A 25,985-nucleotide genomic window follows, 5' to 3' on the forward strand; every position below is an offset into this window, starting at 1 on the left:
GTGAACAAATCAATCGACCATTGCTGTGCTGCCGCTGATCCCCTATGATGAGGCTTTCGTCCTTACCCATTCACCGTAAGCGAGGGAGTTGGTCCGGAATTGCATGACCTGGACGGGAATCGTTACCTGGATTTTTTAAACAATTACACGTCAACCATTCACGGACATGCACATCCGAAGATTGTAGAGAGAGTCAATCACGCACTGAACGTGGGGACTTCCTATGCCAGCGTCATCGAGGAACAGATCATCCTCGCCGATGTGTTGTGCGCCAGAGTGCCGGGAATCGAGCGGATTCGTTTTTGCAATTCCGGCACGGAGGCGACCATGTTTGCCATACGCGCCGTCCGGGCTTTTACCAGCAACAGGGTCACTCAACCTTTCTTTCGCTTGTTCGTATAGGACGGTAGAAAAGAAGAGGAGCTGGGCACAATCACCTTATGCGAACATAAAGCGGTTTTGGGGAAAGGGGAGTGAGACACAATGGCTGAATCGCAAACACTCAATCGCAAAGGCATCAATTATGATGTAGGGACGTTTACCCGCGGACAGGCAGCATCGTCCCGCGATGAATTCAACCCCGCCATCGTCAAGCGGGAAATGGAGATCATCAAAAATGAGCTGCATTGCACGGCGGTGCGGATTTCCGGCCAAACGATCGATCGGCTGGTGCTGGCTGCCGAATACGCCGCAATGCAAGGGTTGGAGGTCTGGTTTTCTCCCAGCTTCGTTGATGCGGATGAACAGGATACGTTACGTTACCTGATCGAATGCGCCAAGGCGGCGGAAGGGCTGCGGATGCGGTCGCCACACATCGTTTTCGTCGTCGGATGCGAGCTGACTTTTTTCATGAAAGGGCTTGTCGACGGTGAGACGGCATTTGACCGCATCCAGACGTTCATGAAGCCGTGGCGCTTGTTGATAAGCACGATTCGCCGCGGTTCGTTTCACAAACGGCTAAATGCTTTTCTTGACAAGGCAGCAGCACAGGTGAGGAAGCACTTTCACGGGCAGCTCACCTACGCGTCAGGTACGTGGGAGCATGTCCAATGGCAGGTGTTTGATCTGGTCGCTGTCGATTACTACCGCGATGCGTTCAGTAAAAAAACGTACCGCGAAAAGCTGCGAGGCTACTTCACCTATGAAAAGCCCGTGGTCATCACCGAATTCGGCTGCTGCACGTACAAAGGCGCTGAGGAGAAGGGTGGCTACGGCTGGGCAATCGTCGACAGGTCTCTAACCCCTCACCAGATCAAAGGAAACTATGTGCGGGATGAGGACGTTCAAGTCCGCTGCATGGAAGAGCTGCTGGACATTTTTGCGGAGGAAAAGGTGGATGGAGCTTTCTGGTTTACGTTCGTCATGGCCACCTATCCGTACCATGAAGACCCGCGTTACGATCTCGACATGGCAAGCTACAGCGTGGTCAAAACGTATGTCGGAAAAAACGGCGAAGCTTATCCGGACATGCCGTGGGAACCGAAAAAATCGTTTCGCGCGCTGGCAAACCGCTACGCCAAACCGTAGCCGCACCGTTTTACGTAACAGGAGCCCTTCGAAACGAGCGGAAGGGCTCCTCTTTCATGGCGAGCCGCCCGGTTTCATGGATGTGCTTCCCCAGAATGCACCGATTCCGAAGGAAAGTCTACCTATGGTACTATAGGTAGGATGACCAGCATTCGATTCGACATATAAAGACAGACATGGGGAATGGGGAACCACATCTTGAAAACATTTAAAAAAGTCTATATAGAAATCACCAGCGTCTGCAATCTCGCCTGTACGTTCTGTCCGCCTACGGAGCGCAAGGCGAATTTTATCAAGGTGGACGATTTCATCAAGCGCTTGGACCAGATCAAGCCGCATACGAATTATGTTTATTTGCACGTCAAAGGCGAGCCGCTTCTGCATCCCAAAATCGATGAACTGCTCGATATCGCGCACGCCAAGGGCTTCAAAGTCAATATTACGACGAATGGCACGCTTATCAAGAAAAATCGGCACAAGCTGCTCGGAAAGCCGGCGCTGCGGCAAATGAATTTTTCGATGCACAGCTTCGACGGGCACGAAGGCTCGACGGACCGGGAAGGCTACCTGCGGGAGATTCTTTCGTTCGTGCGGGAAGCGGAGCAGCACAATGTCATCTTCTCGTTCCGCCTGTGGAACTTGACGCAAGACAACGCGACGAACATTCAAAAGAGCAGAAACCGGCAAACGCTTGCGATTATTGAAAAGGAATTCGGCCTCGACTACAAAATCGAGGAAAAAGTCGTGCCGGGCAGCGGCGTGAAAATTGCGCCCCGCGTGTATTTGAACCAGGATCATGAGTTCCAATGGCCGAGCCTGACAGCGCCTGCGGACGAGGGCAAAGGTTTTTGCTATGCGCTGCGCAGCCAAGCGGCCATTCTCGTCGATGGAACGGTCGTGCCATGCTGCCTAGATGGCGAGGGCGTCATTGATTTGGGTAATATGAACCAGGCGACGTTTACGGAAATCGTGGACGGCGAGCGGGCCAATCGACTCGTTGAAGGCTTTTCCCGCCGAGAGGCCGTCGAGGAATTGTGCAAACGATGCGGATATCGCCAACGATTCGGCGCGTAGCATGTCGAAAGTTGCATACCCCTAAAGACCAATAGTAGTCCTTCGGTTATAATGGGACTAAGGTCGGAATGGGTATTTTTTACTGTGTCAACCAGCGTAAACGTCCTGAGAATGTCAACCTGATGCAGCGGGAAGTGCCAGCCTCTATTGCGATCGCTCTATGACAGGGCCGATGTGGACAGCGGTTTTCTTTTGGGGAAAAGGCGGACAGTCATCGTCTGTGAGCATTGTACCAGAGACCTTTCGAATCAAAACGTGAAAAGGAGACTGGGCAATGATTGCAGAGCAAGCGGCGCTTGCGCAAGTGACGGCGCCCCAACGGATGGACGACCGCTCGAACGATACGGAAACGTGGTACCGGATTTGGCTTGAGCCAAACGAAGCGATTGAAGTGCAGCTAAGCAACATTGCGGATGGTCAAAGCTTGGCGCTGCACCTGTTTTGTGAGCACGAAACAGAACCCGTACAGCTGCTGGTCTGCACAAGCAATACGCCCGGCCTCGGCACGTATATCGCCGCGTCTGCCGGGTACTGCTACATCAGGATAGCGACAGATGGCGCGTTTGCGGAACCGGAGCCATACCGCCTGCATGTCGAAAAATATGCGGGTTTGTCGGGTTTCATCGAAGGGACTATGCATTTATCCGCGCAAGACGGCCCTTACATGCTCGGACCGGAACCGCTCGTTTTGGCGCCGGGAGCCGTGCTTGAAGTGGAGCAGGGGGTTGTGCTGAATTTTCGCCACGGCCAATCGCTGCATGTGCATCAGGGCGGGACGTTGAATTTGAACGGAAGGCGGGAAGCGCCGATCCTGATCATGGGCGTAAAGGGAGGGAGCGTCCAGCATGCTTGGCAGGAGCTGGTCATTGATGAGCGGGCGTGCGTCAACCAGCAGTTTGTCGTCGTACACTATGACAGCTACTCGGCTCTGCCCGATTACGCACCGCTGACTTCTGCTCTGGCAGACATCGAGGAGCCGACGACGATTCCGCCGTCTGCAAGGCCTGCCTTGATCAAGCAGTGGTATTTGGAGGCAAGCCCCTATATCGTAGCGGTGCTGGACGGATTTACGGACAACCCGCTCCATCCGCTGAAAACGACGGAGCTGTATTTGGGAATCGATGTGGAAATATTCACGCAATGGGAGGTGGAGAGCGGACGGTTAAGCGATGCGCGCTTTTCACAAGGGCAGGTCAATTATTGGGAGTACGTGAACGGCAACTTCACCGCAGATTTGATGGAGGCGGCCCGCTTGAGCGCCGCCAATCAGTCGAGTGAAGAGTACCGGGTCCAGCGGCTCATCGATTATTTGAACAAGGGGAGGGCATGGCGCCAGCAAAACGGCTATTTCCGCCTGCAGGAGTTCATCAACCCATTTGACGATAAATCGTTTTCTTCTTTCTATACGGTATTTTTGGAGATGTCTTATCAATTCTGGCTTTCGCACAACACCTCGGTTGTCTATTGGGACAAGAAAGCCCGTGAACTCGGAATTTACGCACAGGAAGACAAGATCGAGCGCGCGTTTATCGATGGCGTGATCATCCGCGTCGATTTCACCGCAGAACTCCCGATCGTGATTCCCGGCTACGAAAATAATGTGCCGCCTGTCGGTTTGATCGGCCTGTTCCTCAAGCATGGCCCGTTCCGCTATCCGGCGCATTATCCGGCGCCTGCACCGCACGACGAACTCGATTACGGCAACAAAACGACCGCCGCGATGTTTTCCTATTACATCGAGCTGCTGGTTGACGGCAAAACAAGCGCCGTTTACACATGGTGGCTGCCGACTCCGGCTGATTCCGATTTGAAGGAGCAACTGCAGGCGCAAGGAATACGGCTGGACTCTCCCTTGGAAGAGTGGGAGCGCGAGATCGTGCAACCGGCAGCGCTATCGGTGGAAGAGATTCAGCGCAAGTATCTGAAGCCTGCCAGCGATTTGCATGCACAGGTGTCACCGTACCGCTTTACCGCCCACCCGATTCCGTTCATCTTCCATTGGCTCAAGATTCTCTGGAAGCTCGTAGGGACATTTTGTCGAAAGCTGTTTAAACGGACAAAGCAAGAGTCTGTTACATACGATTAAAGATTTTGCCCGAAATCTCCACAATAAATTAATATAGTTAAATTAAACAATATATTTATGGTAAAAATAGGGAAACATACAGCTGCTCTCGAAGCGAATGTATGTTTCTTTTTTCGTGTGAAAGGGGACAGGCCCGTCGCGCTGGAAGCCTTTTCTTTGTTAACAATCTGTGAAGAAACTGTTAGATTCCCTCTGATTCGACATAATTTGTTGGCGAGGTCATATACCTGACTTATGCCAAAAAACGGAGCAGCAACACATCTTCATGACGTGCGGCGGGATGAAAAATAGTGAACCTGCTATGGGAATTCTTGTCAAATTTAGTCAATGAAAAAGTGTTTCTTAGCTTCACGCCATCGATTATTGTATGGGTGTACTAGGACGAATCATTTCGTTCAACAAGGCGTTCAACAAAAGAGATGGCGCCGTGAAAAAAGGGAGGGACCACTGTGGACCGATTGACAGATTATGATCTGGAACAGTCTCAGCGAAGTGCCGCACAGCTGTTTGACGTGATGAAGCAGACCGTGACCGCTTCTGTCGACATGCTGAATTGGGCGCAAAGCGAGGCGCAGCGATTTGGCAGCAGCTTGACGCAGCAAGGAGCCGAGCAATTTTTGTCACGACTTGAACAGCTTCAGACACAGCAGCTTGCCGCACACAAGGAATTCGAAGAGCAATTCCGCTCTCTGTTGAACATTTATCAGAATGAAGGGTCCAGGTGATTTTCATGCAAACGCCCAACTACATGGACCCATTCTCGATCTGGAAATCCATGTATACCGAGATGGAACCAACCATCTCCAAATCGATGCAAAAATGGCTGGAAAGCGATGAATACGCCGCATTCTCCGGTCAACTCCTGACAATCTCCCTGCAAATGGAACAGACGATGCGCAAACATGCGGAGCAGCTTTTCCAGACGTATAATGTTCCGACAAAAAGCGATCTGGCCCGCATCATGGATCTGCTCATCGCGCTGGAAGCGAAAGTGGATGCAGTCGAGGAACGTCTCGTGCAAATAGAAGCGAACGCCAATCCCCCGCAAGAAATCCGTGATCAGCTCTCCCAGATCACAAGCCAGCTTGACACAATCTCTGCAAACCTGCTCGGAAACACTTCCAACAACAACCGGAAACGTGCGCAAAAAAGCGAGGATCACGCAAACGAATAAAATTGGAGGAATGAAACGATGGCACTTTTGGAGAAAAAATTGGCTGAACTGAATAAACCTTTGCAAGGAAAGGTGGCGCTGGTAACAGGCGGCTCCCGGGGAATCGGAGCCGAAATCGCCAAAGAGCTGGCACTGCATGGCGCGACGGTCGTTATCAATTACGTGTCCAATGCCGAGCGCGCCGAGCAAGTGGTTCACGAAATTTATGCGTACAACCAAAACGTTTCGGCCATCCAAGGTGATGTGAGCAAAACGGAGGACATCGCTCGCCTTTGCGACGACATTCTCGAAGCACACGGTACCATCGACATCCTGATCAATAACGCGGGCATCACCCGTGACGCACGTTTTCTGAACATGACGGAAGAAGCGTGGAACGCGGTCATCTCGACCAACATGAACAGCTTGTTCCATCTCACCAAGCGGGTTTTGCCGCATATGGTTGAGCAAGACTTCGGCCGCATCATCAACATCTCCTCCATTATCGGGCAGGCGGGCGGCTTTGGCCAAACCAACTATGCGGCGGCAAAAGCGGGCATGATCGGCTTCACCAAGTCGCTTGCACTGGAAACCGCGCGCAACAACATCACCGTCAATGCGGTGTGCCCTGGCTACACGTTCACAGACATGGTGGCGGAAGTACCGGAAAAAGTGCAGGAAAAGATCACAGCTAAAATCCCGAAAGGCCGCTTCGGCACGCCGGCGGAAATCGCAAAAGCGGTGCGTTTCCTCGCAGTCGACGGCGAATATATCACAGGCCAGTGCATCAATGTGAACGGCGGCATGTACATGTAAGCAAAAGGATGGCGCCCCGCTCGGTAAAGCGAGGGCGCTTTTACGGAGGGAACCGCGAGTGAACGGAATCGAAACAGATCGTTTTACACAAGTATGCAAGGTGCTTACGCAAGCCCAGCCAGACACGGGCCAGACGCCAAAAGAAGTCATCTGGCGCAAAAACAAAACGAAGCTGTACCGCTTTTCGCTGCCGGGTGTGGAAATCAGGCACCGTGTGCCGGTTTTCATGCTTTATGCGATGATCAACAAGCCGTACATCCTCGATATTGAGCCAGGCAATTCGTTTGTCGAACATTTGGTCAACGAAGGCTTCGATGTTTACATGCTGGATTGGGGCGAGGCCGGCTACGAGGATCGCCACAACGGATTCGCCGATTATTTGTACGATTACTTGCATAAGGCGATTGAGCGCACCTGCTTGCATAGCGGGCAGTCCCAGGTCAATCTTTTCTCCTATTGCATGGGCGGCACAATCGGGGCGATGTACACGTCGCTGTTCCCCGAGAAAGTGAAAAACCTCGTGGTGCTGGCGGCCCCGATCGATTTCGGCCATGCGCCGCTGTACAACAAATGGCTGGACCCGAAAAGCTTTGACGTCGACAAGCTGGTCGAAACATACGGCAACGTCCCGTCGCATGTGATCGACTTTGGCAATAAGATGCTCAAGCCGCTGACCAATTTCGTCAATCCGCTGATGCATCTGTATGCCAACGTCGGCAACGACAAATTCGTACACAACTGGCGCCTTTTAAACAAGTGGGTCAACGACGGAACCGACTTCCCGGGCCAGGCGTACCGCGAATGGATCCGCGACTTTTACCAGCAAAACAAGCTGATCAAAGGCGAAATCGTCCTGCGCAATCGAAAAGTCGACCTCGCCGCGATCACATGCCCGGTCCTGGTCCTCACCGCCGCCACCGACCACATCGCCCCATGCGCCCAAACGCGTGCCTTGCTCGACCTGGTCAGCTCGACCGACAAGAAAGAACACAACTATCCGGTCGGACACGTCTCGCTCGTATTCGGCGGAACGGCGCGCAAGCAGGTGTACCCGGAGACGGCAGCTTGGCTTGCGGAACGGAATTGAATAAGATGATTGGATAAAAAGTGGAAGACCATTTGGACAAGGCAGTAACGAGTCCAAGGGTCTTTTCCATTTTTCTCTTAAAATTTCATTTGGGAAAAAAGAATGATTCCCTCAGCAGCAAAGGGATTTTCGGGAAAAAGTGGAGCGGAAGCCTTGACGATGCCTGCCAGGCGGAGCGGAAAAAGGAAAACGTCTTTCGCGCCCAACATCATCGTTGAGATACACCCGCCGCGCAGCGTGTGGCATTTGGGCGCGGTTTTCCTTTTTTCGCGGAGCCGTTCACCCCGACCCCCAGCGGGCATCGTAACAGCTGACGCGTAACTTTTTCGCGAAAATCCCCGACCGCCCACCGCAGCCAACCTTTAATTCATTTGGAAAAAAGAATGATTCCCTCAGCAGCAAAGGGATTTTCGGGAAAAAGTGGAGCGGAAGCCTTGACGATGCCTGCCAGGCGGAGCGGAAAAAGGAAAACGTCTTTCGCGCCCAACATCATCGTTGAGATACACCCGCCGCGCAGCGTGTGGCATTTGGGAGCGGTTTTCCTTTTTTCGCGGAGCCGTTCACCCCGACCCCCAGCGGGCATCGTAACAGCTGACGCGTAACTTTTTCGCGAAAATCTCCGATCGCCCACCGCAGCCAACCCTAAATTGTTAATTTTTCCAAAACCCCATATACAAATCAAACACCTAGGTGTAAAATACATATAAGTGCTGATTAGAAGGTGATGAACGATGGCAAACGAAAAAACACCCGGCGGGCTGACAGGAGCGCCGAAAAACTTTTTGCTTCCCTATATCCTGCTGCTCTTGAGCCGTATGCCAGCCCATGGCTATGATTTGATGCAACAGCTGACCTCGCTCGGCTTTCTCACCTTGGATCAGGGGAATTTTTACCGCACGATGCGCCAGCTTGAAAAAGACAACTATGTCAACTCCGAGTGGGACACGACGTCAAGCGGACCTGCCAAGCGACTCTATTCCCTCACGGACATCGGCGAGCAGTATTTGCAGCAGTATGCCGATGAGATGCAGCGTTACCAGAGCATGTTGAGCCAGTTTTTCAACATGTACAGCGCTATGTTTGACCTCTACATGCTTCCCGTCCGCAAAGCGGGGACACATGCGGAGAAACATAAACAAACCAATAGGAGTGATCAGGATGAGTCAGAAAGAGAAAGCTAACGATACAGGTCTTTCTGTGGGCGAGGCGTTTGTGAATGCATGCTGGCAGCCGTACGAAGCGTTCGCGGCACAGTTCCAAAGCCAGCTGCAAAAGCAGGATGAGTGGCTGACCCAAACGTGGAAAAGCACGACGCAAGAGCTTAAGGTGCAGCGGGAAAAAGCCCAGCAATTTTACCAGGAGGCGCTTGAGAATCAGCCGGCTTTTGCCAAGAGCGAAGCGGTAAAAAATGTGGTGTCGCAAGCGCAATCCATCGTGCAAACGCCGCTCACCTTTACACTTGAACTGCTCGATAAGGCTGACGCCCAGCGCAGCGAACGGCTGAAGTCGCTTGCGAGCCTGCAGGAGCAGTTCGTCCAAGCCAGCAAGCAAAACCAGCGCGCTCTCTTCCGCCTGGTGGAAACCAATGTCCAGAAGCTGTGGGGAGTGTAAAAACGATACCATGCGCTTGCAAGATAAAGTAGCACTGATCACCGGAGGGGCAAACGGCATCGGAAGAGCGACAGCGCTGTTATTTGCCAAGAACGGTGCGAAATTGATGATCGCCGACTTCGATGAGGATGAAGGGCTGGAAACCGTCAAAGCATTGCGCCAATTGGGGAGCGAAGCGGAATTCATCAAGGTGAACGTCGCCAACCTGCACGAGGTGCAGCATATGATGGATGCGACCGTCGCGCGCTTTTCGCGGATCGATGTGCTGGTGAATAACGCGGGCATCACCCGTGACGGCTTTTTGGCGAAAATGGACCCGACCCAATGGGATCAGGTCATAGCGGTCAATCTGACCGGTGTCTTCTATTGCGCGCAGGCTGCCAGCCGCGTCATGCTGGCACAGGGGCACGGCGTCATCCTCAATGCCGCTTCTGTCGTCGGCATTTACGGCAATATCGGCCAGACCAACTATACCGCAACCAAGTCAGGCGTCATCGGGATGACGAAAACGTGGGCGAAGGAGCTGGGGCCGAAAGGGATTCGCGTCAATGCGGTGGCACCCGGCTTCATCATGACCAGCATGACGGAAAAAGTGCCGGAGAAGGTGCTCGATTCGATGGTGCAAAAAACGCCGCTGCGCCGTCTCGGCCAGCCTGACGATGTAGCCAACGCGTACCTGTACCTGGCGTCTGACGATGCCAGCTTCATCAACGGGGTTGTGCTGAGCGTCGATGGGGGACTTACGTTCTGATTGTGAGCATCCGCTCAATCGCAATAAAAATGAGGCGCGCATCCGCTTTGTGTGGAAGCGCGCTTTTTCGTAGCAAAAGGGTGTAAAATGAAAGGACGAGCAAATGAACGACAGCGAGGAGAGAAATCGATGCATCCGTTACGCCCGACGATGACAGTAGAAGAAGCGCTGGCCTGCTTTTCGCCAGGGACGAATGGCGTACAGGCCGTTTACAGCGAAACGAACGAACTGATCGGCTATTTGACCGTGGACTCGATCGCGATCGCTGTCCATCGGGGAGAGCTGACGAGACCGATCAGCGAGTTCATCGTTACCGAAATCCCGCGGCAAAGACTCGAGCCCCAATTCCGATCGGATGAGCAACTCCACGCATTTTTTCATAGCCCGTTGTGCAAGATTGTGTTCAATTCGCTCTATGACGGCGTCTACATTACCGATGGTGCAGGCATCACCCTGTTTATCAATCAAGCGTACCAACGGATTACCGGACTCAATGCGGGTGAAGTGATGGGCAAGCATATGAGCCAGCTGATCAAGCAAGGGATCATCTCGGTTTCGGCCTCCTTGGAGACGATCCGGACGAAGCGGCCGGTCACCTTGATCCAGACGATCCGCAACGAGCGCAAAATCATCGTTTCGGCGACGCCGATTTTTTCCGATGCGCACGAAATCTTATACGTGATCAGTTGTGTGCGCGATATTACCGAGTTGATTCGGCTCAAGCATGAGCTGGACAGCCAGAGGCTCTGGCAGCAAGGCATGCAGACGGATGTACCTCAGCCGGATCAGGAAGGATTGGAGAAGGTGGTCTTGGGGCCGGCGACCCGTCCGATTTTCAAGCTGGCGGACAAGGTGGCGAAAACCGAGGCGAAAATTTTGCTGCAAGGAGAAACCGGTGTCGGGAAAAGCCTGATCGCCAAATACATTCATGCCCGCAGCGCACGGAGCGGCGAGATTTTCATGGAGCTGAATTGCGCGGCGATCCCGAGCCATCTGGTTGAAGCGGAGCTGTTCGGCTACGAGCCGGGCGCTTTTACCGGAGCGCTGAAGCAGGGAAAGGCCGGGATTTTGGAGAGCGCGCACCGCGGGACGCTGTTTCTCGATGAAATCGGCGACTTGCCATTGGACGTGCAGGTGAAGCTGTTGAAAGTGGTGGAGGAGAACCAGTTCATGCGCGTCGGGTCGACGCAGATGCGCCATGTCGACGTCCGGATCATCGCGGCGACGCACCGCGATTTGGCCGCGCGGGTGCGGGAAGGCTTGTTCCGGGAGGATTTGTATTACCGGTTGAACATCGTTACGTTTGAAGTTCCGCCTCTGCGAAAGCGCAGGGAGGAGATCGTTCCCCTCCTGGAGACGTACTTGGCCAAATTCAACGAAAAATATAACGAGAACAAAGTGATGACGCTGGAATGCTACGAGTGGTTGACCAACTACAACTGGCCGGGCAACATCCGCGAGCTGGCCAACCTGATCGAACGGCTTGTGGTGACGACTTATCACGATACGATCGATGTGGGCGATTTGCCGGCGTTTCTCCAACAGGTGCTGCCGTCAGCGGAGCCGGCTTCCTTGAAAGAAGCGGTGGCGAAAGTGGAGCGCTCGCTGATCACAAAAGCGCTGCAAACGCACGGGACGACGCGGGCGGCAGCCGCAGCGCTGGGAATCAGCCAAAGCGCGATTGTTCAAAAGATGAAAAAACTGCAGATGCGAGTAGAAAACGAATCATTTTGATCGATTTGATTCGTTTTCTACTCGCTTTTTTGCGCCGATTTTTGAGAAGGCTTACATCTGGCAAACTTTCTGGACTTGGCACGGGTCTTGCGTAAGTGTGATAGCAGAAACAGAAAGGAGATACCAGCATGAATCTATCAACGTTTGCTGCAGCGAATAAATTGGTGACGGGCCGCGATTCGCTCAGCGTACTCCCGGACGAAATCGCCCGACTGGGTGTGGAGCGTCCGCTGATCGTAACGGACAACATTTTGATCCAGGCAGGCGTCGTCGCACAAGTGGAAGCGCTTTTACCGATGAGCGCGGGGATTTTTTCGGATGTGAAGCCGGAACCGGAAATTGAAATCGTTGACCTTTGCCTGCAAAAAATCCGCGAAGGAAACCATGACGGCTTGATCGCAGTCGGCGGCGGAAGCGCGATCGACATCGCCAAAGCGGCCTCTGTGATGGCGACGAACGAAGGCAGCATCGAGCAATACGTCGGAACGAATCTGGTCAAACAGCCGGGCCTTCCGCTGATCGCGATTCCGACGACGGCCGGAACCGGATCGGAAGTGACGAACATTTCAATTCTTTCTGATAAAAAGGAGCAAGTGAAAAAAGGGATTGTAAGCCCTTACTTGCTGCCGGACGTGGCGATCGTGTCTCCGCTGATGACCTTGACGTGCCCGCCAAGCGTGACCGCAGCGAGCGGTGTCGACGCTCTGGTGCATGCGGTTGAGGCGTACATTTCCAAGTTCGCTTCCCCGGTCACCGACGCATTGGCAATCGGCGCGATGAAGCTGATCGCGGTCCATCTGCCGAAAGCCTATGCGGCGCCTGACAATATCGAGTCGCGCGAAGCCATGATCACGGCAAGCTTGATGGCGGGTCTTGCATTCGGCAATGCAGGGGTAGGGGCGGTGCACGCGCTGGCATACCCGCTCGGCGGACGCTTCCATATGGCGCATGGCGTTAGCAACTCGCTGCTGCTGCCGTATGTCATGAAGTGGAACAAGATCGCATGCCTGGAAAAATTGCGTGACGTCGCGGTGGCATTGGGCGAAAACGTGGATGGGCTGAATGCCGATCAGGCAGCGGAAGCGGCGATCGAGGCCATGACTCGTCTGTGCCGGTATGTCGACATTCCGCAATCGCTGCGCGAGTTCAACATCCCGGAATCGGCCATCGCCGAAATGGCGGAGGAAGCGACGAAGCAGACGCGTCTTTTGAAAAACAATCCACGCGCTTTGCGGAAGAAAGAGATCGAAGACATTTATCGGGCAGCTTATTAGAAAACCTGGCTGCGCCATGCTTTTGGCTTAAGCCGCGGCTGCCCTTATGCCGGATAAGAATTTGTACATTCTTGTCCGTACTAAAAAGGAGGATACGACATGATCTGGAAAAAGCGGCAACATGGGGCGGAAACGCCCTATATTCCGGCGGGCCCGTTCAAGATTCGCCTGCCATTTGTGCACTATCGGTTTGAGTGGCCCGACTATGTGCAAGGATTGCTGATGTGCGCGGTTGACCTTGGTGGAATCACGCTGCTCGCGGACCATTTGGGCATGCCGTTTGAAGTGGCGATGGCTGTCATCGTGCTCAATGGCTTCCTGTATTTGCTGCATCATTTGCTCGGCGACCCGGTTATCCCGGGATGGATCACGCCGGCGATTCCTTTGATCATTCTGTTCGTCGAACAATTTCCGGAAGGGCCGGAGCGCATGCACGCCTTGATTGCTTTCCAGCTATCGTTAGGATTATTATCCGTCATTCTTGGCGTCACCGGCCTTGCGAAAAAAGTCGTCAACTTCGTGCCCAATGCGATCAAATCGGGGATTATCCTGGGCGCGGGCATCGGGGCGATCACCTCGATCTTCGAAAAGGGCGGCAAGTTCGACTTGTTCCCGTACACGATCGCGATTTGCATCGGCTTTTGCTTCTATCTCGTTTTTTCCAAACATTTCGAGGGGTTGAAGAAGAAAAACAAAGCCTGGGCGCTGCTCGGCAATCTGGGGATTTTGCCGTCGATTTTGCTCGCCGTGTTTGTCGCTCCGCTTTTTGGCGAGGCGAAATGGCCGGTGATTGAATGGGGCTTCAGCAAGCCGGACTTTGCCGCACTATGGGCGAACTATACGGTATTTGGCATCGGCTTCCCGTCTCTTTCCAATTTCTTGACAGCGCTTCCTGCCGTGTTTGCGACATACCTGGTCGTGTTTGGCGACGTGCTGAAAACGAAAGCGCTTTTATCCGAATCGGATGCGGTTCGTACCGATGAGCTTGTGGATTACAATGCGGACCGTGCACACATGATTTTTGGCGGACGCAACATGCTGATGAGCATCATCGGCCCTGACGTAACGATGTGCGGCCCGCTGTGGGCTGCGATGCAGGTCGTCGTGGTGGAGCGGTTCAAAAAGGGCAAGAAAGCGATGAACTCTTTCTTCGGCGGAGCCGGATCATTCCGTTGGGGGACCAACACCGGTCTGTTGCTTTTGCCGATCGTCAGCCTGGTGCAGCCGATTTTGGGTGTGGCGGTAGCCTTGACGCTGCTTGTGCAAGGATATGTCAGCGTGCGCATCGGCGTCATGCAATCCCGCAGCCAGCGCGATCTCGGTATCGCAGGCGTCGTCGGCGCCGTTCTGGTCATCAAAGGTGCCGCGATGGCGTTTGGCGCTGGAATCTTGCTGTGCATCCTGCTGTACGGAAAAGACATGCTGCGGGGAGAAGATGAGAAGCTGTTCAACCAGCCGGAGCAAAACCCCCAAAAAGGAAAGGTGGGGAAAGCATCGTGAAACAAGCGGAATTGAAAAAAGGCCTGTATATGAACGGGGAATGGGTGCATCTGGACAAGTCGTTTCCGGTGACCAATCCGGCAACGCTGGAGACGGTCGGAACGGTTCCGGATGGTACGGTAGCAGAGGCCAAACAGGCGGTGGACGCCGCACATGCCGCTTTTGAAACGTGGTCGAAAACGACCGCGTACGAGCGGGCAGCCCTGCTGGAAAAATGGCACCAGGCGATCGACGCGCGTCTGGAAGAAATCGCCACGGTCATGACGCTCGAACAAGGCAAGCCGCTGGCGGAAGCGAAGGGCGAAATGCAGTACGCCAACAGCTTCATCAAATGGTATGCAGAAGAAGCGAAGCGCGTATACGGCGAAACGATTCCCGCTTCGTCCGGCTCCAAGCGCATTCTGGTGCAAAAACAGCCGGTCGGCGTCGTGGCGGCGATCACGCCGTGGAACTTTCCGGCTGCCATGATTACGCGCAAGATCGCACCGGCTCTGGCGGCAGGGTGCACGACCGTGATCAAGCCAGCGGAGCAGACGCCGCTGACTGCACTGTTGCTGGTAGAATGCGCACAGGAAGCGGGGATTCCGGCAGGGGTGATCAATATCGTCACGACCACGAAGCCGGGTGAGATCGTCGATGTCTGGATGGAAGACAGCCGCGTGCGAAAGGTTACGTTCACCGGGTCCACACCGGTCGGCAAACTGCTGATGCGCAACGCTGCTGCAACGATGAAAAAAGTGTCGCTTGAGCTTGGCGGTCTGGCACCTTTCATCGTCACGGAGGACGCCAACATCGAGGCGGCGGTTGCCGGTCTGATCCAGTCCAAATTCCGCAATGCCGGCCAAACGTGCATTTGCGCCAACCGCATTTTCGTGCACGAGTCGATCAAAGAGACGTTCCTCGAAGCATTCACCAAAGCGACCGCAGCGCTTTCCGTCGGGAACGGGCTGGACGGAGCGGTGGACATCGGCCCGTTGATCGATGAGGAAGCGGTGAACAAGGTCCGGCACCAAATCGAGGATGCCGTCGGCAAAGGGGCCACGCTCCATGGCGAGCCTGCACTGGCGGGTGCTACCGGTTATTTCCTGAATCCGGTCGTGCTCTCGGATGTGACGGACGACATGATTTGCATGCAGGAAGAAACGTTCGGTCCGATCGCGCCGGTGAGTACGTATTCGACTGACAAAGAAGCAGTCAAGCGCGCCAATGAGACGCCGTTTGGCCTTGCTGCATATGTCTTCACACAGTCGCTGACCAAAGCGTTCTGGTTTTCGGAAAATCTGGAGTACGGTATCGTCGGCATCAACGACGGCGCGCCTTCCACGGCGCAGGCGCCGTTCGGCGGGATGAAGGAAAGCGGATTGGGCCGGGAGGGAAGCCACTACGGCATCGATGAATATTTGGAAGTGAAATACGTCTCCATGCAACTGCTCTAACAAATCATGCAACTCGTTCATAGGATAGTACGAGGGGGTGAGCGTGATCTCAATGGAAAAATACAGCCTCAGGTGGTAAGGCTGTATTTTTTCACGATGCGCTAAACCTCCATGATAATGGGGAGGATCATCGGCCGCTTTTTGGTTTTTTCATACAAAAATTGCCCGACGGCTTCCCGCATGCCTTGCTTCAAGCGGTTCCATTGGTTCACATTTTCTTCTTGCAGCCGGAGCAGGGCAGCGGTTGCGATCCGCGTCGCTTCCTCGATCAGTTCTTCCGATTCGGGCGCATAGACGAAGCCGCGGGAAATGAGGTCCGGGCCGGTCAAAATTTTGCCATCCGCCTTGCTGCGCGTAACGACGACCACCAAGATGCCGTCTTCGGAAAGGTGTTTGCGGTCGCGCAGGATCATGGTGCCGACATCGCCGATCCCCAGGCCATCCACGAGTGTATTTCCGGCAGGGATTTTGCGCTCCTGCCTGACCTGCGCGTTGTGGATGTCGACTACATCGCCGATGTTGAGGAGAAAGATGCGGTTCGGGTCGATGCCGATCGCCTCCGCCAGCAACCGATGCTGATAGAGCATGCGGTACTCGCCGTGGATCGGGATGAAATATTGGGGTTTCATCAGCGTAAGCATCAGCTTCAGCTCTTCCTGGCTGCCGTGTCCGGACACATGCATGCCGGTAACGCTGCCGGAACCGTAAATGACGTTGGCGCCGAGGATGAACAGGTTGTCCACGATCCGCGACACGTTGCGCTCGTTGCCAGGGATCGGCGTGGCGGACAAGATGACGGTGTCGCCGGGCTGAACTTTGATGTGCCGGTAGTTCGATGTGGACAAGCGGGACAAGGCGGCCATCGGTTCTCCCTGGCTGCCTGTGCACAGAACGACCAGCTGGTCGGAATCGAGTTCGGCCGCTTCTTCGTTCTCCAGCAGCATGCCCTCGGGAATCCGCAGGTAGCCTTGCTCCGAGGCGATTTTCACGACATTGACCATGCTTCGTCCCAAGAGCGTCAGTTTTCGATTCGTCGCCTCCGCCGCGTCTACTACCTGCTGCAGACGGTAGACATTGGAGGCAAAAGTAGACACGAAGATTTTTTTCTCTGCTTTGCGGAATGCCTCCAGCAGATGATCGCCTACGAGCCTTTCAGAGGGGGTAAAACCGGGACGCTCCGCATTGGTGCTTTCCGACAGAAGGACGAGCACGCCCTTTTGGCCGATTTCCGCCATGCGGTGAATGTCCGGGGTCTGATTGTTCACGGGACTCAAGTCAAATTTGAAATCGCCGGTATGGACAACGGTACCTTCCGGCGTTTCGCAGACGATGCCGAGGCAATCGGGGATGCTGTGATTCGTTTGGAAAAAGCTGACGTGGAGCGAACCGAACCGGATGGTCGATTTTGAATCGATGGGCGTCAGCTTTGACTTTTGCAGCAGACCGTGCTCTTTCAGCTTGGACCCGATCAAGCCCAGCGTGAGCTGCGTGCCATAGATAGGAATATTGATTTGTTTGAGCAAATAAGGAATCCCGCCGATATGATCCTCATGACCATGGGTCACCAGCAAGCCCCGGACTTTGTCCTGGTTTTCCAGCAAGTAGGAAACATCCGGAATAATCAGATCGACCCCGAGCAAGCTCTCGTCGGGAAATTTGGAGCCGCAATCAATCAAAAGGATGTCATCCCCGTACTGGATGCCATACATGTTTTTGCCGATCTCATAAACCCCGCCCAAGGCGAAGATGGAAAGCGCATGTTTCAAAGGAAGCCCCCCTGCAAATTGTGGCCTGGTTGGCTTTAGTATGCACAGGATTGCCAGTTTTTTTGCGAATAGAAAAAAGAAGCGACGGCAAGTACGCGCTTCGCTTCTTTCACGCTTTCATCGGTTACTCGGCGGGGCGATTCGGTCCTTCGAGCTTCTTGTCCCCGTAGCCGTCTCTTTTTTCTGCTTCATAAGGCTCTTTTTCAGCAGCTTCGTTGCGGCGCAGCATTTCATCTTTTCTTCCAGCCAAGTGGGGTCAACCTCCATTTACGTAATTGTAGTTGGCAGAATCAGGGGTTAGTGTCTCCTGTTTTTATAATCGTTATTTCAAGATTCGTCCTTCCCATACCTCGCCAACGCCCGCCATGTTGATTCCAGCATCCGATTGCGCATATATTCGCCTTCCACGATCCGGACCCGTTTGCCCAGAAAGCGCAGCTTGGAGAGAACGTACTCCCGCTCTTCGAGCTGAAAGGTCAGCTTGATCCGGTACGTTTCACGCTCGTCGCTATATTCCACTTCTTTTTCAAAGCAGGAGAATGCGTACAAAATCCGCGAGAGTTCCTTGTTGTACAGCGGAATGACTTCGATCACGGCGGTTTCTTTGCGCGATTCGATGATTTTGGCGATATCGGTCAGGATGATCGCTACGGCTCGTTCGTCGAGCGGGCGTGGGCTGACGGAGACGATCGTTTGCAGCTTGGTCGACATCAGCGTATGATGGCGCAGGTGATACCAAAGCAAATACCATTCCCGCTTCACCATGGAATATTCCAGCTTGTAGGGGAAGCCGCTCTGCTCGGTTTGCAAGCGGCCGCCTTTTGTTCGAAACGTCATGCGCATTCCAGCCTGCTCCAGCATGATGCGGCGGATCGGGCTGATGAGCGGATGGTAGACGTGCTTTTCCTTGCTCTTCGCTTTTTCGCGGAAGCGGTCGCCCAAATCGAGGCTTTGCTCCGGCTGCAAGAGCGCACGCAGTTTTTCCCGCGTTTCCGCCGAGAAGGCGTCTGCGGCGGCGGGATGCTCCAGCATTGTTTTCAGCCAGGCCCGCTCATGCGAGGTGATCGTGAATGCGCCCGTTTCGTCCAAGCGGGACATGACCTGGTAGTTGAAAATTTTTTCAAACAGATTCATAGTACGCCTGAATCTCCTTCCACTCCGCGATGAACTCTTTTCGCAGCCAGCGCGGCTCCAAAACCTCGCAGCTCGACCCGAAGCTGCGGAGCCACGGCTTGATCTCCGTCGTGCCGTTTACCCAGATTTCATAGATAAACGACTCCTCGTCATCTTCCACGATGCGTCCCCATTGCCCTTGCAACAAAACCCGCTCCTTGACGAAATTGGTCCGGGCCCCTTCCGGATGGTAAAACCGCGCTTTGACCAGTACCGGATTGCCGGTATCGACGAGCCAGCTGTACCGCGTTTTGTCCTCCAGCTGTGCAAGCCTGCGGGCGAAGTCTTCTTCGGAAACCGCTTCCTGTTCTTCGATCTGGGTCAAGCCTTCCATGCGAAACTTTTTGATGCCGAGCCGCGGCGTATAGCCGAGCAAATACCATCTGCCGTATTGGTGATCGTACACCACTTGCAGGGGCAAAACCGTCTCCTGCTTGCCTGCGCTTTGTCGTTCGAATAGCGGGTTGGTGTTTTGCGAGGCATAGCGTTTGCCGGTTTTCGGTGAAAAGTAGAGAAAAGACACTTTGCGCCGGTTGTGAATCGCCTGAAGCAGCATCCCCAGATGGGCTTCATCCAAAATGCGCGAGTAGTAATGGTATTTGTACAAAAACGGATCCATCCGTTCAGGCGGAACGCCGCGCTGCCGCAGCGCTTTTTTCAGGCTGTCGCGCAGCAGGTAGCCTTGGACAGAGGGAACCTGGGTATTGGCCATCACGTCGACGAAATCGTACAGCGCCATGAGTTCGTCGTCGGTCAACTCCGCAATCAGCCTGTTGTGGATCGTGTATCGGTACGGGCGGCCGCCTTCCTCGCGCCGGATGACCCCGACTTCCTCCAAATATTTAAGGTCGGAGCGGATCGTTTTTTCATCAGGAAACGGGAAGTCACTCGGGAGATCGCGCGCGCATACGTCCATCAGCTCCATTGCGGTCAACGCTTGCGTCTGCAAAGCCGTGATCATTACGGAAAAACGGTAGCTTTCCGACTCTTTGACCGATTTGGCCCGGTAGAGGAAAAGCAGCATGGGATCGGCCGAATCATAATAATTGAAGCGCAGCGCACGGTCGAACTCATGGCCCTGCTCTTCGGGCAGCTGGAGGGACACGGTGTTCAAGATTTCTTTTAACCGGCGCAGCGTTTTATCGAATGTATGTACAGAGATTCCGAGCCGCTCGGCAAACTGCTGCCGGCTGTAGGCGCCGCTTGCAAGCACAAGCATGCGCAAAAACTGGATTTCTTTATCGAAGCTTTCTTTTGCCACCAGAACACCTCGTTTCTTGACTTGGCACAAATCTGCTTCCCATTGTAGCAGGAGATGAAAAATGGCGAAAATGGAAAAAGTTATCTTTCGTCGTAATACTTTTGCCATGTTCGGCAGAAGGGAAGTGCGCGATGATAAGAATGTGAAGCGAACGCACCGAAATGCTTCACGGTAAACAATACCATCGAGGCGCTTGGAAGGGTTTCTTCGACTTTCACTCGATCTTGCGGGGAAGGACAGCTCGTCCTTCTCGTCGCGCGACACCTTTTCAGTCTTTTCCTCGCTTCTTCTTCTTATTTCCGCTTTTGAATCGCCGGCGAGGCGCCGGAGAGGGGTTCTTCGACTAAATTGGTTAGCGTATCCGGGCTTCACGGCAGGTTCGAGTCCTGTAAACACCCTTCTCCCTTTTTCCTCGCCGTCTTTTAAAAGAGCACGCATGCGAACCGCATAAGGAGGTCATACCCATGGGTTTTGCACGCAATTTGTTCAACTCCATGCAGCAGGCAGACCATCGCAACATTGACGGATTTCCCGCGTATACGCGTATGGCTGAGGAGCAATACGTACAGACGCTTTTGACAAATACACTGCAATCTGTTTTTTATGCCGACCAAACCGAATTGCTGGCCACGGCGAATCAGCTGCATCATCAAATGGCGGAACAAAATCCGCAGTTCATGGCCCGCGCGCTCGTGTTTGCCCGCAATTCAGGATTCATGCGGCTGCAGCCGTTGTATGGATTGGCCGTGCTGTCGGCGTACCGTTCCGACTTGTTCGTCCAAATATTTTTGGACGTGGTGAAAATTCCTTCCGATTTGGCTGATTTCCTGACGATTTTGCAAGGGATGGGACGTGGCGAAGGCGGACGCGCGGTGAAGCGGCAGATCAACCGTTTTTTGTCCGGGGTATCCGAGTATTGGGCGCTGAAATACAATGGGCGGGGACGCGGCTACAGCCTGGGCGACGCGATCGCGACGGCTCATCCCAAGCCTGCCGATTTGAAGCAGCAAGCGTTGTTCCGCTATTTGCGCGGTCATGAAGCCAATCTCGCCGTCATGCCGCAAGTAGAAGCGTTGGAGCAGTTGAAGCGGGCAACGACGGAAGCCGAGCAGATTCACTGGATTGAAACGGGGAAGCTGCCCTATGAGGTGGTGACGGGCGCGATCAAGCCGACACGCGCGGTGTGGGAAGCGCTCTTGTACCAGATGCCGACCTTTGCGCTTTTGCGCCACCTGAATACGTTGGCGCGCGCAGGGGTATTTGCTAACGAGGAGCATCTCGCCTACGCTGTCACCCGATTGACGGACCGCGAGTCTTTGCTAAAGGCGAAGATTTTACCGTTTCGTTTCGTAAAAGCGTTCCAGCAGGTAGAGGAGCCGCGGCTGCGCGATGCGCTGCGCCAAGCGGTGGAGCTGACGTTTGACAATTTGCCGGAGTTGGGTGAGAACACCGCGATTTTTCTCGATATTTCGGGCTCGATGAGCGGTGAGTATTTGCAGATCGGTTCGGTTTTTGCTCTCGGTTTGTACAAGAAAACAAAGGGGAATTCCCTGTTTTGGCTGTTCGATACCGAAGCGATGGACGCCAAGCCGTCTCGTCATGACAGCATCATGAGCCAGGCCGAACGAATCTGCACACGTGGCGGAACCGATACCGGCGCGCCGGTCCGAAAACTGCTCCGCGAAAAGAAAAAGGTCGACCATATCATTGTCATCACCGATGAACAGCAAAACACGGGCAGCCCGTTTTACCGCGATTTGCAAACCTATCGAAAAAAAATCAATCCGCATACACAAGCGTTCATCGTCGATATCGCGCCCTATCATCATGCGATGGTTCCGCCGCAGGACGGGCAGACGCATTACATTTACGGCTGGAGCGACACCGTGCTCCCCTATATCGCCCAGACGATGCAGGGCTACGGCTCGATGGCGGAGCAAATCGCCGCGATGGATCTGACAAAAAGCTAAGGAGGGCACCACATGTCCGACATGAAGACAATCATCCAAAACGAACTGCGTATCATTGAACAACAAGAAAATATCCGCATTATATACGCATGCGAGTCGGGCAGCCGGGCATGGGGATTCCCGTCCAAAGACAGCGATTACGACGTGCGCTTCCTGTACGCGCGCCCTGTGGACTGGTATTTGTCCATTTTTGACAAGCGCGACGTCATCGAGCGGCCCATCAGCGACTTGCTCGACATCAACGGATGGGATTTGAAAAAAGCGCTGCGCCTGTTCAAAAAGTCCAATCCGCCGCTACTTGAGTGGCTACAATCGCCGATCATTTACGCCGAATCCTCCTCGGTAGCGGAACAGATTCGCACGGCGGCGGTATTCGCCTTTTCGCCAAAAGCGTGCATGTATCACTATTTGAACATGGCGCGGGGGAACTTCCGGGAGTATTTGCAAGGCGAGCAGGTGCGGATCAAAAAGTATTTTTATGTGCTAAGACCGCTGTTGGCGTGCGGCTGGATCGAAAAGCACGGGAGCATGCCGCCGATGGCCTTTGACGAGCTGGTAGACGAGATGATTCCCCGGGAAAATGCGCTGTACGTCATGATCCAGGAGCTTTTGACGCGCAAAAAAGCAGGCGATGAGCTGGATTTTGAGCCGCGTTTGGGGTTGATTCATGATTTTATTCTGGAGAGAATTGCTTATTTCGAGCAGGCGGCGAATGGATTGGTGACGGCGCCGGGGAATCAGGATCAGGCGTTGGATGAGATGTTTCGCGGGGCGCTGCGAGAGGTTTGGGGAGGGAAGTGAGAGACATGCTGCGATTTTTTCGAAAAGAGGCGCTTTATCCTTGGATGAGGAAGCCCTCGATTTATGAATACATTCAAAACAACATGGATGAAACTGGGCATCTTCGGGACAACACTTTGCCAGATGACGAGGAGTTTTGGGAAGGCAAGGGAATCAGATGGGTTGCAGGTGGTTTGGACGGCACTTTTTCCCATCATGTGGCGGGGGGCAACGGCGAGGCTAACGTGAGGGAACTGGTTCAGCTCATAGCCAAACAGAGCAGGAAGCCAGGCAATAAAGCACGGCGTGAGACTTATGTGAAGTTGATGCAGGTTGACATCCTGTCAGTGATCGATCCTCTACTTGAAGCATTGCTCAAAGAACCTGGCGTTCATCTTGAAAATTTGTATAACGAAGCTTACTGGATGGCAGAGAACGGTGCTGACCGCAATGTTGTAAAACTGGGGATGGCCATACTAGGCCAGTTTCAAACAGAGCATCACAAGCAATTGGTCATGACGCTCGGGAAGCACGATGAATTCACGCTCTATGCCGCGGTGGCGATTCAAAATAGTTTGAATGACGCAAATTCGCTTCTATTCGAACTTGCTCGCTTTGCGAAGAGATGGGGAAAAATTCATCTGGTGGAGAGGATAGAACCGGCAACGTCGGAAATAAAGGACTGGCTGATCCGGAATGGCTTCCGCAATGACGTAATGGATGAGTATTTGGCATGCATATGCGCGAGAAACGGAGAGCTGCATCTGGCATTAGAGAGTGAACGGATAGATTCTGCGTTGTACGAGGGAGCTGGCGGGATCATTTCCGCTCTGCTCGCTGGGGGACCGGCAGAAGACATTGACGATTATGAACACGCAGCAACTGTGGTGAAGCAGTATCTGCGGCATGCGGAGCGGATGTGTTCGACTCTTTCCCAACTGGTGGTACTCTTTGATCTGGTGGATTTCCTCAATCAAGACGAGGAACGTTGGGAAAGCCGTTACCAAACCGGGTGGAAAGCAGAGGACAGGGAGTCGCTTCAAAAAATATGCAGGTCGATCATTGAGAGAGAAGAATGGAGCGATCAGATTCAAAGTGGGCTGCAATCAGGCGTCCCTGGTGAACGGTATGCCGCGATCCGGGCAGGCAAAGCGTTGGGGTGGGATATATGGCCGATATTGTTCGAGCAGCTGCAAAAAGATCCGCTAAATTATACTTTATTCTTTGAAGTGATGAACACAGATGAGAGGGAGCGTGCGCAAGCCGTAGTCAGCTTCGCTGAACAGGCATTGCCGCTGTCTCGCGTTGCGACAGGACCGGCTGATGAGCTGGGGATTGGCCCTGGGTTTGAACCGCATCGGCTATTGAGTGTATTGCTACAGAGTCTTGATCGATTCGAAGGACTCGGCGTGAGTTTGATTAAAACCGGCCTCAAAAGCCCTGTCGTGAATAATCGAAACATGGCGCTGCGTGCGCTGGAAGGCTGGACAGCCCGTTGGACGGATACGTTACGGGAAAATCTGCTTGAGGCAGCTGCCAAAGAACCCGACAACGGTGTAAAGGAACGAATCGAAAAATTACTACAGCAAAATAACGAGGGGAATTCACTATGACCTACCAAACCATCAACAACGTCCGCGTCTGGGGAAACCCGGACCAGGGAGCTTTGGCGCAGGCGAAAACGTGCGCGGAGCATGGCAATGTGCTGCAGGCACTCCTGATGGCGGACCACCATAAAGGGTACAGCCAGCCGATCGGCGGTGTCATCGCGTACGACGGGCAAATTTCGCCGTCGGGGGTCGGCTATGACATCGCTTGCGGCAACAAGGCGGTGCGGACGAATTTGCAGGCGGCGGACATCGCGCCGCAGCTGCCGAAAATCATGGACAAAATCGCCAAACGCATCTCCTTTGGCGTCGGACGCAAAAACAAAGACCCGATCGACCACGAGATGTTTTATGATCCGGACTGGTCGGTCTATGCCGCGATCGGGAGGCAGGAGCACGACAGGCTGAAGGCATTGGCCCGCGATCAGCTGGGGACGGTCGGATCGGGCAATCATTATGTCGACTTGTTTGAAGAAGTCGGCACCGGACGGCTGTGGATCGGCAATCATTTCGGCAGCAGGGGGTTCGGCCACAAGACGGCCAGCGGCTTCATGAATTTGGCGGTAGGCCGGCCGTTTGCAGCCAATGCGCCGGGGGAATCGATGGACCAGCCGCCGGTTTTGCTGGAGATGGGAAGCGAGCTTGGCGACATGTATTACCGTGCGATGAAGCTGGCTGGGCAATATGCATATGCAGGACGGGATTACGTGATTGAGCAGGTGCTCGCCATTCTCGGGGCTGAAGCGGATTTTGAGGTGCACAACCATCATAACTACGCCTGGAAAGAAACGCACGGCGGCAAGGAGGCGATCGTCGTGCGAAAAGGGGCGACGCCATCCGCGCCGGGCCAGCTCGGGTTCATCGGCGGGAGCATGGGGGACATTTCCGTCATCGTCAGAGGCAAAGACACCGATGAAAACCGCGATGCCTTTTACAGCACGGTACATGGCGCCGGGCGGATCATGAGCCGCACGCAGGCTGCAGGCAAGCTGAACTGGAAGACGCGGAAGCGCTCCGGCGGGCTCATCACGCCAGAGCAGATGCGCGATGCCGTCCGCACTTTCGGCGTGGAGCTGCGGGGAGCAGGCACGGATGAAAGCCCGTTCGTGTACCGCAAACTGCAAGAAGTGCTTGATGCGCATCGGGAGACCATCGATGTGCTGCATGTGCTCAAGCCGATCGGCGTGTGCATGGCGGGGGACAATGAGTTTGATCCATACAAAGATTGATGCAGCAGCGAGATGAACGATAAGCAAAAAAAGCCGTTTCCGATCCATGACCGGAAGCGGTTTTTTTGCGTTGGAGACAAGTGAATCCGGCGGAGGGATTTTTTGCAATAGAAAAACAATCCAGAACCACTCGACTCTTTGAATTTACTA

At 54.0% G+C, this 25,985-nt stretch carries 22 protein-coding genes and 1 pseudogene; 19 read left to right on the top strand and 4 right to left on the bottom strand.

Annotated elements, in window-relative coordinates:
• Positions 1-78: 78 nt before the first annotated feature.
• The 15 genes and pseudogenes from ACTID9_RS03795 to ACTID9_RS03865 all read left to right on the top strand — a co-directional run.
• Positions 79-402: pseudogene (locus tag ACTID9_RS03795) on the top strand (aminotransferase class III-fold pyridoxal phosphate-dependent enzyme); the annotation flags it as partial.
• Between the two features lie 81 nt (positions 403-483).
• Positions 484-1,527, top strand: a complete 1,044-nt coding sequence (locus ACTID9_RS03800) for a hypothetical protein (RefSeq protein ID WP_441069897.1) — start codon at positions 484-486, stop codon at positions 1,525-1,527.
• Between the two features lie 198 nt (positions 1,528-1,725).
• Positions 1,726-2,601, top strand: coding sequence for a radical SAM/SPASM domain-containing protein (locus ACTID9_RS03805; RefSeq protein ID WP_441069898.1), 876 nt, complete (start codon positions 1,726-1,728; stop codon positions 2,599-2,601).
• 274 nt (positions 2,602-2,875) lie between these two features.
• Complete coding sequence (locus ACTID9_RS03810; RefSeq protein WP_441069899.1) at positions 2,876-4,687, top strand: hypothetical protein; 1,812 nt, start codon at positions 2,876-2,878, stop codon at positions 4,685-4,687.
• Positions 4,688-5,136: 449 nt separating this feature from the next.
• Entirely contained in the window at positions 5,137-5,412 is a 276-nt protein-coding gene (locus ACTID9_RS03815) for a hypothetical protein (RefSeq protein ID WP_441069900.1), read from the top strand.
• 5 nt (positions 5,413-5,417) lie between these two features.
• Positions 5,418-5,861 carry a hypothetical protein gene (locus ACTID9_RS03820; protein ID WP_441069901.1) on the top strand — a complete coding sequence of 148 codons (444 nt, stop codon included), beginning with the start codon at positions 5,418-5,420 and terminating at the stop codon, positions 5,859-5,861.
• A gap of 18 nt (positions 5,862-5,879) precedes the next feature.
• Complete coding sequence (gene fabG, locus ACTID9_RS03825; RefSeq protein WP_441069902.1) at positions 5,880-6,656, top strand: 3-oxoacyl-[acyl-carrier-protein] reductase; 777 nt, start codon at positions 5,880-5,882, stop codon at positions 6,654-6,656.
• A gap of 58 nt (positions 6,657-6,714) precedes the next feature.
• On the top strand, positions 6,715-7,743 hold the full coding sequence (gene phaC / locus ACTID9_RS03830; RefSeq protein ID WP_441069903.1) for a class III poly(R)-hydroxyalkanoic acid synthase subunit PhaC: 1,029 nt from the start codon (positions 6,715-6,717) through the stop codon (positions 7,741-7,743).
• Positions 7,744-8,474: 731 nt separating this feature from the next.
• Positions 8,475-8,924 (top strand): poly-beta-hydroxybutyrate-responsive repressor, encoded by a 450-nt coding sequence (gene phaQ, locus ACTID9_RS03835; RefSeq protein ID WP_441069904.1) that lies wholly within the window; start codon positions 8,475-8,477, stop codon positions 8,922-8,924.
• Entirely contained in the window at positions 8,902-9,354 is a 453-nt protein-coding gene (locus ACTID9_RS03840) for a hypothetical protein (protein ID WP_441069905.1), read from the top strand. Before phaQ ends, ACTID9_RS03840 begins: the two co-directional genes overlap by 23 nt.
• Before the next feature lie 10 nt (positions 9,355-9,364).
• A complete protein-coding gene (fabG, locus tag ACTID9_RS03845) occupies positions 9,365-10,105 on the top strand; it encodes a 3-oxoacyl-ACP reductase FabG (protein ID WP_441069906.1) in 741 nt (246 codons plus the stop codon).
• A 129-nt stretch (positions 10,106-10,234) separates the two neighbouring features.
• Positions 10,235-11,839: a sigma-54 interaction domain-containing protein gene (locus ACTID9_RS03850; RefSeq protein ID WP_441069907.1), complete on the top strand. Its 1,605-nt coding sequence runs from the start codon at positions 10,235-10,237 to the stop codon at positions 11,837-11,839.
• A 128-nt stretch (positions 11,840-11,967) separates the two neighbouring features.
• Positions 11,968-13,113 (top strand): iron-containing alcohol dehydrogenase, encoded by a 1,146-nt coding sequence (locus ACTID9_RS03855; RefSeq protein ID WP_441069908.1) that lies wholly within the window; start codon positions 11,968-11,970, stop codon positions 13,111-13,113.
• Between the two features lie 99 nt (positions 13,114-13,212).
• Positions 13,213-14,613 (top strand): hypothetical protein, encoded by a 1,401-nt coding sequence (locus ACTID9_RS03860; RefSeq protein ID WP_441069909.1) that lies wholly within the window; start codon positions 13,213-13,215, stop codon positions 14,611-14,613.
• 29 nt (positions 14,614-14,642) lie between these two features.
• On the top strand, positions 14,643-16,049 hold the full coding sequence (locus tag ACTID9_RS03865) for an NAD-dependent succinate-semialdehyde dehydrogenase (RefSeq protein WP_441072402.1): 1,407 nt from the start codon (positions 14,643-14,645) through the stop codon (positions 16,047-16,049).
• Positions 16,050-16,150: 101 nt separating this feature from the next.
• Here ACTID9_RS03865 and ACTID9_RS03870 read toward each other — a convergent pair whose 3' ends face one another.
• The 4 genes from ACTID9_RS03870 to ACTID9_RS03885 form a co-directional block, all read right to left on the bottom strand.
• Positions 16,151-17,815, bottom strand: a complete 1,665-nt coding sequence (locus tag ACTID9_RS03870) for a ribonuclease J (protein ID WP_441069910.1) — start codon at positions 17,813-17,815, stop codon at positions 16,151-16,153.
• Positions 17,816-17,939: 124 nt separating this feature from the next.
• Entirely contained in the window at positions 17,940-18,065 is a 126-nt protein-coding gene (locus tag ACTID9_RS03875) for a hypothetical protein (RefSeq protein ID WP_441069911.1), read from the bottom strand.
• Positions 18,066-18,142: 77 nt separating this feature from the next.
• Entirely contained in the window at positions 18,143-18,949 is an 807-nt protein-coding gene (locus ACTID9_RS03880; protein WP_441069912.1) for a WYL domain-containing protein, read from the bottom strand.
• Positions 18,936-20,249 carry a helix-turn-helix transcriptional regulator gene (locus tag ACTID9_RS03885; RefSeq protein ID WP_441069913.1) on the bottom strand — a complete coding sequence of 438 codons (1,314 nt, stop codon included), beginning with the start codon at positions 20,247-20,249 and terminating at the stop codon, positions 18,936-18,938. The genes ACTID9_RS03880 and ACTID9_RS03885 overlap by 14 nt, the downstream gene beginning before the upstream one ends.
• 464 nt (positions 20,250-20,713) lie before the next feature.
• Between ACTID9_RS03885 and ACTID9_RS03890 the strand changes: the two genes are divergently transcribed.
• The 4 genes from ACTID9_RS03890 to ACTID9_RS03905 are packed head-to-tail and all read left to right on the top strand — an operon-like array spanning position 20,714 to position 25,835.
• Positions 20,714-22,219: a TROVE domain-containing protein gene (locus tag ACTID9_RS03890; RefSeq protein WP_441069914.1), complete on the top strand. Its 1,506-nt coding sequence runs from the start codon at positions 20,714-20,716 to the stop codon at positions 22,217-22,219.
• A gap of 12 nt (positions 22,220-22,231) precedes the next feature.
• Positions 22,232-23,020: a nucleotidyltransferase domain-containing protein gene (locus tag ACTID9_RS03895; RefSeq protein WP_441069915.1), complete on the top strand. Its 789-nt coding sequence runs from the start codon at positions 22,232-22,234 to the stop codon at positions 23,018-23,020.
• Between the two features lie 5 nt (positions 23,021-23,025).
• On the top strand, positions 23,026-24,612 hold the full coding sequence (locus ACTID9_RS03900) for a limonene hydroxylase (protein WP_441069916.1): 1,587 nt from the start codon (positions 23,026-23,028) through the stop codon (positions 24,610-24,612).
• Positions 24,609-25,835 (top strand): RtcB family protein, encoded by a 1,227-nt coding sequence (locus ACTID9_RS03905; protein WP_441069917.1) that lies wholly within the window; start codon positions 24,609-24,611, stop codon positions 25,833-25,835. Before ACTID9_RS03900 ends, ACTID9_RS03905 begins: the two co-directional genes overlap by 4 nt.
• Positions 25,836-25,985: the final 150 nt, after the last annotated feature.

The organism is Brevibacillus fluminis, from assembly GCF_052072235.1.
Lineage (GTDB): Bacteria > Bacillota > Bacilli > Brevibacillales > Brevibacillaceae > Brevibacillus_D > Brevibacillus_D fluminis_A.

Excerpts from the sequence above, each read along its gene's own strand:
- ACTID9_RS03800 (WP_441069897.1), top strand. The coding sequence starts at position 484 with ATGGCTGAATCGCAAACACTCAATCGCAAAGGCATCAATTATGATGTA.
- ACTID9_RS03850 (WP_441069907.1), top strand. The coding sequence starts at position 10,235 with ATGCATCCGTTACGCCCGACGATGACAGTAGAAGAAGCGCTGGCCTGC.
- phaQ (WP_441069904.1), top strand. The coding sequence starts at position 8,475 with ATGGCAAACGAAAAAACACCCGGCGGGCTGACAGGAGCGCCGAAAAAC.
- ACTID9_RS03840 (WP_441069905.1), top strand. The coding sequence starts at position 8,902 with ATGAGTCAGAAAGAGAAAGCTAACGATACAGGTCTTTCTGTGGGCGAG.
- ACTID9_RS03905 (WP_441069917.1), top strand. The coding sequence starts at position 24,609 with ATGACCTACCAAACCATCAACAACGTCCGCGTCTGGGGAAACCCGGAC.
- ACTID9_RS03900 (WP_441069916.1), top strand. The coding sequence starts at position 23,026 with ATGCTGCGATTTTTTCGAAAAGAGGCGCTTTATCCTTGGATGAGGAAG.
- ACTID9_RS03895 (WP_441069915.1), top strand. The coding sequence starts at position 22,232 with ATGTCCGACATGAAGACAATCATCCAAAACGAACTGCGTATCATTGAA.
- ACTID9_RS03880 (WP_441069912.1), bottom strand. The coding sequence starts at position 18,949 with ATGAATCTGTTTGAAAAAATTTTCAACTACCAGGTCATGTCCCGCTTG.
- ACTID9_RS03810 (WP_441069899.1), top strand. The coding sequence starts at position 2,876 with ATGATTGCAGAGCAAGCGGCGCTTGCGCAAGTGACGGCGCCCCAACGG.
- ACTID9_RS03820 (WP_441069901.1), top strand. The coding sequence starts at position 5,418 with ATGCAAACGCCCAACTACATGGACCCATTCTCGATCTGGAAATCCATG.
- ACTID9_RS03865 (WP_441072402.1), top strand. The coding sequence starts at position 14,643 with ATGAACGGGGAATGGGTGCATCTGGACAAGTCGTTTCCGGTGACCAAT.
- fabG (WP_441069902.1), top strand. The coding sequence starts at position 5,880 with ATGGCACTTTTGGAGAAAAAATTGGCTGAACTGAATAAACCTTTGCAA.
- ACTID9_RS03855 (WP_441069908.1), top strand. The coding sequence starts at position 11,968 with ATGAATCTATCAACGTTTGCTGCAGCGAATAAATTGGTGACGGGCCGC.
- ACTID9_RS03860 (WP_441069909.1), top strand. The coding sequence starts at position 13,213 with ATGATCTGGAAAAAGCGGCAACATGGGGCGGAAACGCCCTATATTCCG.
- fabG (WP_441069906.1), top strand. The coding sequence starts at position 9,365 with ATGCGCTTGCAAGATAAAGTAGCACTGATCACCGGAGGGGCAAACGGC.
- ACTID9_RS03890 (WP_441069914.1), top strand. The coding sequence starts at position 20,714 with ATGGGTTTTGCACGCAATTTGTTCAACTCCATGCAGCAGGCAGACCAT.